The sequence below is a fragment of the uncultured Shewanella sp. genome (genome assembly GCF_947501225.1).
Taxonomy (GTDB): domain Bacteria; phylum Pseudomonadota; class Gammaproteobacteria; order Enterobacterales; family Shewanellaceae; genus Shewanella.
This window is the reverse complement of record NZ_CANMUW010000013.1, coordinates 120,967-134,834: the sequence shown is the minus strand read 5'-3', so window position 1 is coordinate 134,834 and position 13,868 is coordinate 120,967. Positions and strand designations below refer to the sequence as shown.

Below are 13,868 nucleotides of genomic sequence, written 5' to 3'. Positions count from 1 at the left end.
CCTGTTCCCGGCGATGCGTCCTCAGGCTCAAGGTTAAACCTGAAGTTGAATTGAGTATTGATATCCAATACTCGGCTCACATCGGCCTGAGACGTGATCCTGTTCCCGGCGATGCGTCCTCAGGCTCAAGGTTAAACTTGAAGTTGAATTGAGTATTGATATCCAATACTCGGCTCACATCGGCCAGAGACGTGATCCTGTTCCCGGCGATGCGTCCTCAGGCTCAAGGTTAAACCTGAAGTTGAATTGAGTATTGATATCCAATACTCGGCTAACATCGGCCAGAGACGTGAGCCTGTTCCCGGGGATGCGTCCTCAGGCTCAAGGTTAAATCTGAAGTTGAATTGAGTATTGATATCCAATACTCAGCCGAAGTAAAGCTATGCATCATCGAGTCATGATTGCGTGGTAATTTATTAAAAACCAGCCGCTTGGCTGGTTTTTTTATCCCTGCCGGAAATTAAGAATAAACTCTCATTTTTCCTTTCTTTATTGAAGTTTCTCCCTTATTTTTATAGTGTAAACAGTGATTAACTGTTTTCGCTAATCACTTTTTGTTGTCATTTCGGGTTTCTTAAGTTATTGGAGTTACACATTGTTTAAGTTGATTTCGTCATGATTGATATTGAGATTGCTCAAGAGCACTGGTTAAGGTGGCAGGCATCAATTGAGCAGATAGCCGACCTTATGAACTGCACAACCGTGCTGAGCGTCATCGATGGTGAGGGGCAACTGTGTGCCAAGCTTGCTGCCGGCGAGAAGAGTAAAGAGTTAATCACTGATGACGGGGCAAATTTTGACAGTAAACTCATTCAACCCTTTTTCTCTATCACCCTGTTATGGCCATCGAAAGCAATTTTCGGGGAGCTCTCGGTCAGCTTCTGCGAGCAAACCGATATAACTAAGCAAAAGATGCCTGCTATAGACCCGGCCCGACAACTGGCTCGCCTCATCGCTGACAGTATCGAGCTACACCTGGCTCAGATCTATCGAGACTATCGACGGCAAGAGTCTGAAGCCAGAGGGGCTGTCCCTGAAGCCGACGCCATCGATCTGCAGCTCTTTATCGATAGCTTAAAAGAGCATGTCTGGATGAAAGACACCAGTGGACGCTACATAGTGTTCAACCGAAGTGTGGAGAAGTCATGGGGGAAAACCCGTGAACAGATAATGAACCGCACGGATGAGGAGTTGTTTGTATCGGACTTGGCAGAGGAGTTTATTCAGGCTGATTCGGATGCAATAGACAAAGGAGAGCAGATAACGGCGGGTGAGTGTGAGGGGCAGCATGCCGGAATAGATAAATACTGGTTAGAGACATCAAAAGTGCCGGTTGTGAATTGTGATGGCTCTCTTCTGGGGGTCATAGGGGTCTCCAGAAATATCTCCCAGCATAAGGCGGTGCAAGAGCAGTTGGAGCTCTCCGGCCGGGTATTTGAAAACTCTGTCGAGGGGGTGATGATCACCGACCGCACCGGTAAGATCATAGAAACTTATGGGGCCTTCTCAGAGATCACAGGTTATTCGAGAGAGGAGGTGTTAGGTAAAAAGCCCAGCATGTTCAGTTCCGGCCGACACGACAAAGCCTTTTATGAGGAACTTTGGTCCGGCTTGCTGCACAAGGGAAAATGGCATGGTGAGATCTGGAACCGGCGTAAAAACGGTGCCGTCTTTCCGCAGCAACTTACTGTGAGTTCGATGCTTGGTGATGATGGTATGGTTCGCTACTTCGTCGCGGTCTTTACCGATATTTCGGCGCAGAAGAAGAGTGAAGCCGAGCTGGCAGATCTTGTTTATTATGATCCTCTGACTAAACTGCCCAATCGGATGACCCTGATAGCTCAGATAGAGCAGGAGATCCGTCATGCCCAGAATCAGGGGACGCAGCTGGCGACCGTATTTATCGATGTCGATCTGTTCAAGCATGTTAATGAAAGCTTTGGCCACCTGACGGGGGATGAGCTCCTGGTTGAGCTTGCCGAGAGGTTGACGGCGCAAAAGGGAGCCGAAGATACCTTGGCGCGTATCGGTGGTGATGAGTTTGTAGTCCTACTCCCAAGGCTGGCCGGCAGTGAGGAGCTCACCTTAGCCCTGAGTAAGTTAAGGGAGGCGTTCGAGCGTCCATTTGCAGTCGGGGAGAGTGAGCGGGTCAGGTTGACAGCCAGCATGGGCGTTTCAGTTTACCCCCATGATGGCAAGGACAGCTATACCCTGTTACGCAATGCCGATGCGGCTAAACACAGGGCTAAGCAGGATGGGCGTAACGATTACGCATTTTATACCGAGTCACTGACACTCGAGTCAATAGAGCATCTTAAGCTTCAAAGTGCACTGCATATAGCTTTGGAGAAAGATAATTTTCACCTGGTTTATCAGCCTAAGCTCAACTTCAATAGCTTAAAAACTGTGGGGTTTGAGGCTTTGCTGAGGTGGCATGATCCTCTGCTGGGGGATATCTCTCCGGCTGTGTTTATTCCCGTGGCCGAGAAAATTGGCTTAATCAACGAGATCGGGGTATGGGTATTGAGAGCCGCGTGTCGTCAAGGCGTAACCTGGCTGGAGCAGGGAAAGGTATTTGGACGTATTGCTGTGAATATAGCGGGGCAACAGATACAGCGGAGAGTATTTGTTGAAGAGGTAAAGCAGATCTTGCTTGAGACCGGTTTCCCCGCTCACATGCTGGAGCTGGAGGTGACCGAAAGCTTTATGATGTCGGATCCCGAAGCGGCAATTTGTTGCCTCAGATCGTTAGGAGAGCTGGGTATAGAGTTATCTGTCGATGATTTCGGTACAGGTTATTCATCGCTTAATTACCTGAAAAAACTGCCTATTCATAAGTTAAAGATCGATCAGTCCTTTGTCAGGGATATTCCTTCTGACGCAAATAATACCGCTATCGCTAAGGCTGTGATTGCTCTGGGTCATGCGTTGAACCTACAGGTGATCGCAGAGGGGGTTGAAACAGAGGAGCAGGCCGATTTCTTACGTGAAAATGGCTGTGATGAAGCACAGGGCTACCTCTATAGCAGACCTCTGCTTCCCGCAGATCTAACTCGCTTCCTGGGCTGAGCATCATAACCTTGCACCGCACAGCGCTATTTGAGCCGCTATCGGTGTGCCCGGCTCGTGAGTCCCCGCATCATAGGATATCTGAGGGGTCTTCGAGTTGAATGACTTCACCGGATAGCATCCTGCCGAGATGAATGTTGCCTATTCTGACCCTGACTAATCTGAGTGTAGGAAATCCAGCGGCAGCGGTCATTTTCCTTATCTGGCGGTTCTTACCTTCGCCTATAGTAATTGAAATCCAACTCATCGGCCCATGTTTGGGATCTCGTGCTTTACGCCCGTTGGAGGGAAGCTTCGGTGCCTGCTCAAGCTTATATGCCTTACAGGGCTGGGTGAGATATTTCTCTCCCTTGATGCCTATCTCGACCCCGGTTTGCAGCTTAAGCAAGGCGGCGTCATCGATATCGCCGTCCAGCTGCACATAATACTCCTTCTCTACTTTTTTACTGCGAACCCTGTGACTCACCATGCCATCTGTGGTCAGCAGCAGTAGTCCTTCGGAGTCATGATCTAACCTGCCTATCGCCATGGTGCCTACCGGAAACTTTGCAAGGTCGCCGAGCAGTTTTTTACTCTTTCTTCTTTCGGGGACAAATTGGCTCAGGTAGCCATAGGGTTTGAAAATTTTATAGTGTTGATCTGGCTGCGAACCATCCCGTATCGATCCACATTCGGTGATGTTCTCACCGGTGCTATCCATTGCTTTATCTTTTTCGGCATCTCTATCCATTTGCGCTGGTGTAATCCTCTTATCTGCATGCATATCTGGTTCACTCTTCGGCTCGGGCAGCGTACAGTATAGCCCGAACCGCTGACCAGCAGGGAGATTGACTGAGAGTTTTAATCCATGACCATGATTGATTGTTGCATTACTCATTCAGCAAGAGGGGCTTATCTGGAGTCAGGCTTCACTCAAAATGGTATGACTCGCTTTGAATGCTTAGTAACAATTAATGACGGCGGAACAACTATTGAATACGGCATAGCAATCAGTAAATGACAGCGTTGTCATTTGAGGTTATAGTAATGTTATAAAGTATTGGTTATCTCTCTTATCGGGTGTGGGTGGTTCTTAAATTATGCAGATCGTCATTTTAAAAGATAGTGCCGAAGTCGCCGCTTATGGCGCAAATATCTTTATTAAGCAACTACAGAAGAAGCCGGACTCAGTTCTGGGCTTGGCTACAGGGTCGACCCCTGTTTTACTATATCAGGGGTTGATTGAAGCCTTTGAAGCTCAACTCATCTCCTTTGAGAATGTAACAAGCTTTAATCTCGATGAGTATCTGGGCCTGGAGGGAACACATCCGCAAAGTTACCGTTATTTTATGAACGAGCAGTTGTTCGATCATATCGATATTAACAAGATGCAAACTCATGTTCCCCCCGGCGATGCCGAAAACCCTCTTGAAGCCTGTCAGGGTTATGAACAGCAGATAGAGGCCGCCGGTGGTATAGATATTCAACTGTTGGGCATTGGGCGCAACGGTCATATAGGTTTCAATGAGCCCTCCTCAGGCTTAATGTCACGCACCCGGGTGAAGACGCTGACTAAAGCTACGATCGAAGATAATGCCCGGTTCTTTAAGGATGATGAATATCAACCCCACCTGTCGATTACTATGGGGATAGGCACCATCCTGGATGCCAGGAAAGTGGTTCTGCTGGCAACGGGTGAGAATAAGGCCGACGCTATCTTGGCGACGGTTGAGGGGCCCCTGATGGCGGCATGCCCGGCGTCGGCATTGCAGTTGCACACCGATGCCGTGTTGGTGATAGATGAGGCTGCGGCATCGAAACTGTCCGACCGCGATTTCTATAAGCATATCGAAATTGAAAACCAGAAGCTGTTGGCTCAACTCTCCTAGTTAATAGAATATATCGCTCCGAACATGGGCACAGCCGTTTTCGTCGCGTTCGGAGGCGAGTATGGTGCTGCTCTGTGTTATACCTGTGAAATGGCGGGCAATTTATACCGCGCATTCCTGTTCATAACATATCTGGTTTTTCCCTCTTTGCTTGGCCCGGTAAAGTTGCTGGTCTGCGAGGGATATCAGGTGTTCCAGTGTTAATCCGCTGGTGTCGCCGTGGGCGAGCCCTATACTTGCGGTTACCTGAAGTTCGTCGCATCCGGTAGAGAATGTGTGGTTTGAAATGCGCTCACGCAGGCGCTCAGAAATGATCGATGCTTCTTCGAGGCGGGTTCCGGGCAGTAATAAAATAAACTCTTCGCCTCCCCAGCGAGCGGCAACATCTTGCTGTCTGAGACTCAGGTTAAGTAGCTTTGCAAATTGAGACAGGATATCGTCTCCGGCGGCATGACCGTGAGTGTCATTGATGACCTTAAAGTAATCGATATCGACTATGATCACCGAGACTCCAAGCTGAGCTTGCTTCTGCATCCAAAATGGTTGAGTGATTTCATAGAATGCGCGGCGGTTATTGAGTCCGGTCAAGGGATCGATTTTAGCCTGATGTTCGGCAATGATCTTCTGTCGCTCGGTGGCCCGAAATTTACTGGCCAGGGCTAATGCTAATAGCACTATATCGATAAGAATACCGAGTTCGGCGGCGCGATACGTTAAATCGTTGAAGGGAATAAACCCCCAAACCGCCATTCCGGTGATTGCGGCGCCAGTCATCGAAGATGTCGATGCCAGCAAAAATATTTTAGAGCTTGGATTCCCTGCCTTCAATGCCATCACACCAAGCAAGATCATCATAAATGAAAACAGGAGCATGAAATCGAAGGCAAAAATAAGGCCGAGAACCTGATCACCGATGATTAACGCCGTGAGCAGAAGGAGAGGGAAGAGGATACAGATGAGCTTAGTCAGCTTATAGGTGGCCGGCAGAAAAGACTTTACCCGCAGGAAACGTAAGGCAAACAACAGACCGGTCACATTGAAGAGCATCATGAAAATCGGGTTGGCCCACTGTTGCCACCGGGGGAGGTGGGGCCATAACCATTGGTAACCATGCCCGGTATAGGAGAGGTTCATCAATAGAAACGATAACAGAAACATCGAATATAGCAGGTAGCTGATACTTCGCATTCCGATAAATAGCATCAGGTTGTAGATAAGCAGGCAGAGCACTGCGCCATAGAGAAAACCATAGCTATAACTTTGAAAGTTAGCCCTATCCTGCGCGGCATCCAGACTCGAAAAATAGACAGGTAATACCATAGGGTCGGCAGATTCGATACGTATCAGTACCCTGGTCACTCCGTTGGGAAAGGCATGATCGAAGCTGAAAAATCTATCTTCTAAATTGCGCCGGGCAAATGAACGCTTGTCTCCCGAATATTGGCTCAAGGCCTGTGTTGTACCGGAGGAGTGTGTCGGGATGTAGTGTACATCTACACTGTCCAGCCAGGATGTCGCTATTTGAATACGCCTCTTAGCCGGAGACTCGAGAGGGTTGTTTATCTCAAAGGCTAACCAGACAGGGTTAGAGCCGATACCGAAGCTGAGAACGTTCGAACGGGAGGCGTTGAAGTCTCCGCGCTGATAGCTTGACAGCGCCGAATTGAAAGAGAGAGGTTCCTGCTCCTGAAGGAAAAAAAGCTCTCTGCCTATGGGCTGCTCATATTGGCCGGAGGTATCTAAAGGCGCAGCGAACAGAGGCAATAGACTCGATATTATTGCTAAGAGTGTTGATATGAATGCCAGAGTAACACGCTGCATAGGTAGAGCCAGTGTAAGCCTTAGGTTAGGATTTTGGGTTGTTATTGTTAACACTAAAGCTGTGACGCTAAAATGTACAGAGTTACTCGCCGAAAGGTGAGGTAAAAGGTGTTTATCTGTTTGACCTGGCCGCCTCTGTCATTGAGGTGTCATCACGACTATTCAGTCACAGAGCGGGTAGCACTTACAGTGCCGAGTGTCAGGGGAAAGCTGAGAGTGAGCAGGGGAGCCGATAGAGGGAGAGTTTCTTGCCATCAAATTAAGCTCTCGATTATAGAGGGGGGATTTGCTGGTTTTTTACTCTCCATGAGTTATGGTAAACAGAGCGTTAAGCATACAAGGATGAGAGATGAAAGAAGTGCCCCCCCACCTCCCTTTGACAGACTTTATTGAGTACTCAGAAGAGGAGATGCTCGCCAGAGCTAAGCAACATTACGATGAAATAAAGAGACGCCACTCTATCAGACAGTTCTCAGACAGAGCCGTTTCCAGAACCCTTATTGAACAATGTATTCAGGCAGCGGCAACCGCTCCCAGCGGCGCCAATCACCAGCCCTGGCATTTTGTGGCGATAAGCTCTCCCGAGGTCAAAGCACAGATCCGTCATGAAGCCGAGGCGTTGGAGCGCACCTTTTATGAGGGAAGAGCGGGGGAGGAGTGGTTGAAGGCGTTGGAGCCCTTAGGCACAGATGCCGATAAGTCATATCTTGAGCGCGCCCCCTGGCTTATTGCCGTTTTCTCTCAAAAGCGTGGCGGGATAGAGAATGATGCCAGCAAGACTAACTACTATGTGCATGAGTCGGTAGGCATTGCAACAGGCTTTCTTCTGCAAGCCTTGCATCATGCGGGCCTGGGGACCTTAACCCATACGCCTAAGCCGATGTCTTTTCTCAGTAGGGTCTGTGGAAGAGATAATGATATCGATCGTCCCTATATGCTTATCGTTGTCGGATACCCCGATGAGGGAGCGACAATTCCGCTTCACTCTATACAGAAAAAACCGTTAGATGAGATCTCAAGCTTTCTTTAATCCCACCTCCTAAGATGGATAATGAGGATATATGAAAAAGAGCAACATGCTAAATCAGATCCCGCAAGACCTGTCTCAGGAGATATTTGAGCAGGTGGGGGGGAATGATAAGGTGTTAATCGAACGCATAGTTTCTAAGGCTCATGTGACACCTGAAGGCCAATGGTACGATCAAGACAGAAGCGAGTGGGTGATGGTGCTGAGGGGGGAGGCCAAGCTGCAATTTGAGCATGGCGAGCTTATCCACCTTAAATCGGGGGATTATGTCGATATTGAGGCGCATAGGAAGCATAGGGTAAGCTGGACCTGTGAAGAGAGCGAAACTGTATGGTTAGCAGTGCATTACTGAGCCCTTAGTGGTTTTTAGTGACAATAAGAGTCGGAGGGGAGATCTCCTCCCTGCTTGGTGATTATATTAGCGACGCACAATCTTGCTCTTTTTGCTATAATCCCCCACCAAAATTTACCCGCTAACTTTTTTGAGTGACTTTTTATGAGCCAGGCTTCCGTTTCCCCCCTTGAAGATATGTCGCATATATCGAACCGATTAGAACTGCTTGCTCCGGCAAAGAATGCCGAATTCGGTATGGAAGCGATTCTTCATGGTGCCGATGCGGTCTATATCGGTGGACCGGATTTTGGTGCTCGTGCAACCGCTGGCAATAGCGTGGAAGATATCGCCAGGTTGTGTGCGTTTGCTCATAAATATCATGCTCAGGTGTTCGTGGCATTAAACACCATCTTGATGGATGACGAGTTGGCCGATGCTGAAAAATTGATCTGGCAGGTCTATGAAGCCGGTGCCGATGCACTCATCATACAGGATATGGGGGTACTGCAGCTCGATCTTCCCCCTATCGCATTGCATGCCAGCACCCAGATGGATAACCGCACCGCCGAGAAAGCGGTTTTTCTGGAGCAGGTTGGTTTTTCTCAGGTTGTACTCGCTCGCGAGCTGGGGCTGAGTCAGATACGTGAAGTGGCCGCCCATACCAAGATGCAACTCGAGTTTTTCATTCATGGTGCCCTCTGTGTGGCATACAGTGGCCTGTGTAACTTGAGTCATGCCTTCAGCAATCGTAGCGCCAACCGGGGCGAGTGCTCTCAGATGTGTCGCCTGCCGGGAGAGCTTAAGACTCGTCAGGGGGAGGTGCTCGCAGAAAACGAACATCTGTTATCCCTTAAAGATAATAATCAGACCGACAACCTCGAAGCCTTGATCGATGCCGGTGTGCGCTCGTTTAAGATTGAGGGGCGCCTAAAAGATATCAACTATGTGAAAAACGTTACCGCCCATTACAGGCAGGAGCTGGATAAGATCATCGCGCGTCGTCCTGAGTTGAGGGCCTCCTCTCACGGCCGGTGCGAGCATACTTTCACTCCTAACCCGGAGAAAACCTTTAACCGCGGACGGACCGACTATTTTGTTCATGAGCGAAGTCAGGGGGTCAGTGATTTCCGTTCACCGAAATATATTGGTGAAGAGGTTGCGACCGTAAAGGCATTTGGAAAGGACTATATCGAAGTTGAGTCAACCGAGACTTTCAATAACGGTGATGGTCTGTGCTACTTTGCAAAGAACTATAAGAAAGCGCGAAAGTCGGATGATAAGCTGCGTGGCCTCAGGCTGAACCGCGCCGACGGGAAAAGACTCTATGTTATCGCGATCCCCGGGGATCTCGAAGTGGGTATGACCTTGTATCGTAACCGTGACCATGCCTTCGAGACGGTCCTGGCCAAGGAGTCAGCCAAGCGTTCTATCGACGTCGATATCGCATTGACAGACACCGAGGTTGGCATAGAGATGGTTATGACAGATATCTATGGTCACCGTGGCTCAGTCACACTTGAGTTGGATAAACAGGCGGCGAATGACCAGGCAAGTGCCGGGGCAAAGTTGCGTAAACAGCTTGGCAAACTCGGTAGCACCGATTTTGTGGCCCGTGAGATCAGCATCGAGACGGAGCAGATCTGGTTTGCCCCGGCCTCGGTGATAAACGGGCTTCGTCGCGATGTAGTGGCGGCGCTTGAGAAGGCCCGGGTCGATGATTATCAACGGCCCCAGGCATGGAAACATAATCAAGATGCCATGTATCCGACCAAACACCTCAGCTACCTGGCTAATGTCGCAAACCAGAAGTCCAAAGATTTCTACCAGCAGCATGGGGTCATCGAGATTGAAGATACCTATGAGAAGAACGGCATCACCGAAGAGGTGCCTTTGATGGTCACTAAGCACTGTCTGCGATTCAACTTTAATCTCTGTCCGAAAGAGGTGCCGGGGATCAAGGCTGAACCTATGATACTTGAGATAGGTAAAGATGTGTTGAAACTGGTATTCGATTGCCCCAAGTGTGAGATGATGGTGGTTGGGGCTAACCGTCAGGTAAAGAGTGACGGCCGAGGCTAAGCCTGTCGAACCTGTAAGGGGTTAAAAGTAACCCCGGCGCCGGGCTAACTGCCCGGCGTCAGCTTATATCTCTATTACAGTTTGTTTCCGCTATTTTTTCAGCTGCTCATCATTGAATTTTCACCTCTTTTAACTCTGTTAACCACGGAGTATGCTATCTTGAGACACATCCGATATGTGGCCGCCTTGGCGACCAGAGACTTTTTAAGGAAGAGAGATGGGATTATTAGATTCATTGATGGGGAATGCATCCGAAGTTAATTTAGAGGAGCTGGCCGAAGAGCTTAATCCGATAATGGGTGAAAATGAGCAGTTGCACCTGGCCTACAAGGTGATACGGGATATGTTCGTCTTTACCAATAAGCGACTCATCCTTATCGACAAGCAGGGAGTGACAGGCAAGAAAGTCAGCTACCACTCTATTCCCTACAAGGCGATTACTCACTTCGAGGTTGAAACCGCCGGTCGTTTCGATATGGACTCAGAACTTAAGCTATGGATCTCAGGCCAGAAAGATCCTTTGGTTAAAGAGCTTAAGAGGGGGACCGATGTAGTTGGCATTCAGAAGACTATCGCAAACTTCTCGTTGTAGGAGTTACAAGCTAGGAGCTAGGAGTCGCGAGTAAAGCGTTAAGATATTCGGGTTACAAACTATCTGCTGAGGTTATCTGTTTAGGCCGGGAGCCGGTGGATCCCCTTGTCCTTGGGCTGTGCTTAAGTGCGGTTCTGCCAGTTCCAGTCCGGCTTGCTCAAGATATCCTGCCCGATTATCTCTGTCTGCCCCAGCTGTTTATCCAGCTCAATCAGGTTGCAGTGTTCAAATTCAGTGAGGGCATTGATAAGGCGATTGGCGTGGGAGACCACCCATAGCTGGCACAGGTGCGATGCCTTGGCTATCAGACGTGATAAAGCCGGTAACAGATCCGGGTGCAAACTGGTTTCGGGCTCATTGAGTACCATTAGCTCCGGCGGTCTCGGCGTTAACAGGGCGGCGACGAGCAGCAGATATCTTAGCGTTCCATCTGAAAGCTCGGCCGCATTGAGCGGGCGTAACAGACCCTCTTGATTAAACCGTACGCTCAGCATGCCGCTAGATTCATATTCGATATCTACTTTGGCTCCGGGGAAGGCATCACTAATCGCCTCGTCGAACCCCTCTTTGTCACCCACCTCAAAGATAGTCTGAATGGCTGAGGCCAGGTCCCGACCATCGTGGTGAAGAACCGGGGTACGGGTACCTAGTTGAGGCTTGCGCGCCGGTGCATCGGTATCGCTGCGAAAATGATCGTAGAAACGCCAAGCTTTGATATTGTCTCTGAGTTTTATCACTTCCGGTGTCCGCTCGGGATCGGCAAGTTCGGTGAAGATACTATCACCATGTTGCATATGGAGATTTAATACCTGCCATCCGGCCTGAGTGCTATTCTCTGTTCTGCTTTTAACCAGTGCCCCACGGCGCTCGAGCAGTACCGAGGCGGGGCGATACTTATGGCCGACCCAGATCGCTTCACGTTTTATCTGAGGATCTAAGCCAAACAGGGTTGTAGAGTCAGGCTTAGGCAGTCCCAGCTCGATAAGGTAGCTGTACTCATCGCTGGCAAAGCCCAACTTGAGTCGCTTAACCTGTTGACGCACGGTTGGTTCGATGGCGGTCGTGCCATCGAGCATGCCCCTGGTTATGTTTTCTGGCCCGGCCCAGAAACTGGAGTCCAGCCCGCCTTCCTGTGCCAAGGCATTAACCACTCCCCCCTGTGCGGTTTGCGCCAGCAAGCGTAGCGCCTTATAGAGATTAGACTTACCGCTGCCATTACTACCCGTGACAAGGTTGAGCCGTTCGAGCGGAACTCTTATCTCCCTTAAAGAGCGGTAATTTTGAATGGCTAAGGTGGTCAGCATCTGTGCTCAGCCCAGCACCTGAGTTAATACCCGCTGCCAATTTTCTCCCATAATTTTATCCCGCTCATTGGCGGCGAAGCCGGCAGCGGCCAACGCATTGTCGATGCGGTTCATGCGGTCGATATGGTTCAATTCGGGGATCACTACATGGCTGGGCTCCACTTCATACCCAAGCACCTTCTTGGCTCGCAGGCTATGCCACCAATCCAGATACTGCTTCACACCTTCGGCATTATTATTGTTGAGCTTGAGCAGGTTCTTCTGGCCGCGAAGGGGGTAGTCGTTGGCGATGGCAACAGACTCGATTCCACCGACCTTGGCGACATGTTTCAATTGGGCTATGTAGTGTTCGGTGGTGGGGATCTTGTCATTGGTGAGCCAGAAACTCATCATAAACACTCCGAACAAACCGCCGGTATCGGCTATGGCTCTTATCACCTCATCGGGTGAGCAGCGCGCATGATTCACTATGGTGCGCACTGCGCCGTGACTCTGAACGATGGGGGCGCTTGAAGCTCTGGCGGTGTCGAGGGCCGATTGCGGACTGGAGTGGCTGACATCGATTAAGATCCGCTTTTCGTTGAGCTTATTGATTAACTGCTTACCCGCCGTGGTAAGTGGTTTGTTGAGCCCCTGTTGGCCGCCTGTCTCAAGGTCGGCGTTATCCAGGGCTCCGCCACTGAATTTGTTGCCATAGTGGTGGGTGAGCTGTAGAGCACGCAGGCCTTTGGCATGAAACTCATCGACTTGAACGAGTCCGTTGTCGATACTGCCTTCGACGCAATCGGCTCCCTGTATCTGAAAGAAGACTGCAGTACGCTGGCTCTCTCTGGCTTTTCTGATGTCGCTACCTGTCTGTCCCAGCAGGAGCTGCTCCGGGTTCGCGTTTACCCTGTCGAGCGCTTCTGTGATGCTTTTCATACAGGCGCGATAGGTGCGTTTGTAGTTAGTGGTGCCATCGAGCTGTTGAATCGCTTCGATATCTGAGATATCACACAGGTAGGCATCGATGTTTGATGATTTGAGATCTGCCAGATCGTCGGGAAGGAAGCTGAGTCCGTCGACATAAAGACGTTTATTGCCGCTTGCCAAAGCGGGTAAAGGACCGAGTTGACTCAAAAGGCCCCCGGCGGCAAGCGCTTTAATCAGTTGTCGACGTTTGAGTTGCAATGGCATGGACGCTCTTCCTCTGGATCTTATTATCTTATACTTCGGGATGAGAATAATAACCTAAAGAGGAAGAGGATTCGATTCCACAGCAGGAGTAAGATTTTCTGAACTCCAGACAGGCTACACCACAGCCTTGATCGCCTTGGCCAACGCAAATAGTCCATTGGTGCGTGATGGGCTGAGCTGCCCGGTAAGTCCAAGTTCATCGAAGTAGCCTTCGATATCAAAACTGCGGATCTCATTATCACTCTTGCCATGGCAAGCCGCTAACAATAGGGCGATAAGTCCTTTGACGACACGGGCATCGCTGTCTGCCAGAAAATAATGTTTACCATCAATTTGGCTGTGATACAGCCAGGCATTGCTCTCACAGCCTCTGACCTGAGCAGACTCGACTCTGTAGTTATCATTGAGAGTGGGAAGAGACTTCCCCTGCAGCATGATCTGTCGGTACCTCTCCTGCCAATTCCCGGCATCTTTGAACAGAGGTAATATCTTATTAATATCCAGTTTCAGCGCTAAAAATTGTTCTTTGCCTGGGGAGGGAGCTTGACTCATATCTGTCCTGATTGTTTTGTATAACGCTATAGAATTACAACTCTTT

Annotated in this window: 11 protein-coding genes; 6 read left to right on the top strand and 5 right to left on the bottom strand. The window is 49.6% G+C overall.

The window, feature by feature from the left end:
• Positions 1-615: 615 nt before the first annotated feature.
• Positions 616-3,069, top strand: a complete 2,454-nt coding sequence (locus Q1B47_RS17040) for a GGDEF and EAL domain-containing protein (protein WP_299796187.1) — start codon at positions 616-618, stop codon at positions 3,067-3,069.
• A 70-nt stretch (positions 3,070-3,139) separates the two neighbouring features.
• Here Q1B47_RS17040 and Q1B47_RS17035 read toward each other — a convergent pair whose 3' ends face one another.
• A complete protein-coding gene (locus Q1B47_RS17035) occupies positions 3,140-3,769 on the bottom strand; it encodes a pseudouridine synthase (protein WP_299796199.1) in 630 nt (209 codons plus the stop codon).
• A 379-nt stretch (positions 3,770-4,148) separates the two neighbouring features.
• Here Q1B47_RS17035 and nagB point away from each other — a divergent pair, with 379 nt between their 5' ends.
• Positions 4,149-4,937 (top strand): glucosamine-6-phosphate deaminase, encoded by a 789-nt coding sequence (gene nagB, locus Q1B47_RS17030; protein ID WP_299796184.1) that lies wholly within the window; start codon positions 4,149-4,151, stop codon positions 4,935-4,937.
• A 102-nt stretch (positions 4,938-5,039) separates the two neighbouring features.
• Here the strand turns inward: nagB and Q1B47_RS17025 are convergent, their stop codons facing one another.
• Positions 5,040-6,758: a diguanylate cyclase gene (locus Q1B47_RS17025; protein WP_299796181.1), complete on the bottom strand. Its 1,719-nt coding sequence runs from the start codon at positions 6,756-6,758 to the stop codon at positions 5,040-5,042.
• Between the two features lie 349 nt (positions 6,759-7,107).
• Between Q1B47_RS17025 and Q1B47_RS17020 the strand changes: the two genes are divergently transcribed.
• The 4 genes from Q1B47_RS17020 to Q1B47_RS17005 all read left to right on the top strand — a co-directional run bounded on the left by Q1B47_RS17020 (position 7,108) and on the right by Q1B47_RS17005 (position 10,790).
• Positions 7,108-7,788: a nitroreductase family protein gene (locus tag Q1B47_RS17020; RefSeq protein ID WP_299796178.1), complete on the top strand. Its 681-nt coding sequence runs from the start codon at positions 7,108-7,110 to the stop codon at positions 7,786-7,788.
• Positions 7,789-7,819: 31 nt separating this feature from the next.
• Positions 7,820-8,137, top strand: coding sequence for a cupin domain-containing protein (locus Q1B47_RS17015; protein WP_299796175.1), 318 nt, complete (start codon positions 7,820-7,822; stop codon positions 8,135-8,137).
• 144 nt (positions 8,138-8,281) lie between these two features.
• Positions 8,282-10,198, top strand: coding sequence for a U32 family peptidase (locus tag Q1B47_RS17010; protein WP_299796172.1), 1,917 nt, complete (start codon positions 8,282-8,284; stop codon positions 10,196-10,198).
• A gap of 217 nt (positions 10,199-10,415) precedes the next feature.
• A complete protein-coding gene (locus Q1B47_RS17005) occupies positions 10,416-10,790 on the top strand; it encodes a PH domain-containing protein (RefSeq protein WP_299796169.1) in 375 nt (124 codons plus the stop codon).
• Positions 10,791-10,912: 122 nt separating this feature from the next.
• On the opposite strand, the gene Q1B47_RS17000 is transcribed toward Q1B47_RS17005, so the two are convergent.
• The 3 genes from Q1B47_RS17000 to Q1B47_RS16990 all read right to left on the bottom strand — a co-directional run bounded on the left by Q1B47_RS17000 (position 10,913) and on the right by Q1B47_RS16990 (position 13,822).
• Positions 10,913-12,094 carry an AAA family ATPase gene (locus Q1B47_RS17000; protein WP_299796166.1) on the bottom strand — a complete coding sequence of 394 codons (1,182 nt, stop codon included), beginning with the start codon at positions 12,092-12,094 and terminating at the stop codon, positions 10,913-10,915.
• A 6-nt stretch (positions 12,095-12,100) separates the two neighbouring features.
• Positions 12,101-13,270, bottom strand: a complete 1,170-nt coding sequence (locus Q1B47_RS16995) for a membrane dipeptidase (RefSeq protein ID WP_299796163.1) — start codon at positions 13,268-13,270, stop codon at positions 12,101-12,103.
• 114 nt (positions 13,271-13,384) lie between these two features.
• Positions 13,385-13,822: a SufE family protein gene (locus tag Q1B47_RS16990; protein ID WP_299796160.1), complete on the bottom strand. Its 438-nt coding sequence runs from the start codon at positions 13,820-13,822 to the stop codon at positions 13,385-13,387.
• Between the last annotated feature and the right edge of the window lie 46 nt (positions 13,823-13,868).

Coding starts and splice junctions, on each gene's coding strand:
- Q1B47_RS17040 (WP_299796187.1), top strand. CDS start 616: ATGATTGATATTGAGATTGCTCAAGAGCACTGGTTAAGGTGGCAGGCA.
- Q1B47_RS17035 (WP_299796199.1), bottom strand. CDS start 3,769: ATGGATAGCACCGGTGAGAACATCACCGAATGTGGATCGATACGGGAT.
- nagB (WP_299796184.1), top strand. CDS start 4,149: ATGCAGATCGTCATTTTAAAAGATAGTGCCGAAGTCGCCGCTTATGGC.
- Q1B47_RS17025 (WP_299796181.1), bottom strand. CDS start 6,758: ATGCAGCGTGTTACTCTGGCATTCATATCAACACTCTTAGCAATAATA.
- Q1B47_RS17020 (WP_299796178.1), top strand. CDS start 7,108: ATGAAAGAAGTGCCCCCCCACCTCCCTTTGACAGACTTTATTGAGTAC.
- Q1B47_RS17015 (WP_299796175.1), top strand. CDS start 7,820: ATGAAAAAGAGCAACATGCTAAATCAGATCCCGCAAGACCTGTCTCAG.
- Q1B47_RS17010 (WP_299796172.1), top strand. CDS start 8,282: ATGAGCCAGGCTTCCGTTTCCCCCCTTGAAGATATGTCGCATATATCG.
- Q1B47_RS17005 (WP_299796169.1), top strand. CDS start 10,416: ATGGGATTATTAGATTCATTGATGGGGAATGCATCCGAAGTTAATTTA.
- Q1B47_RS17000 (WP_299796166.1), bottom strand. CDS start 12,094: ATGCTGACCACCTTAGCCATTCAAAATTACCGCTCTTTAAGGGAGATA.
- Q1B47_RS16995 (WP_299796163.1), bottom strand. CDS start 13,270: ATGCCATTGCAACTCAAACGTCGACAACTGATTAAAGCGCTTGCCGCC.
- Q1B47_RS16990 (WP_299796160.1), bottom strand. CDS start 13,822: ATGAGTCAAGCTCCCTCCCCAGGCAAAGAACAATTTTTAGCGCTGAAA.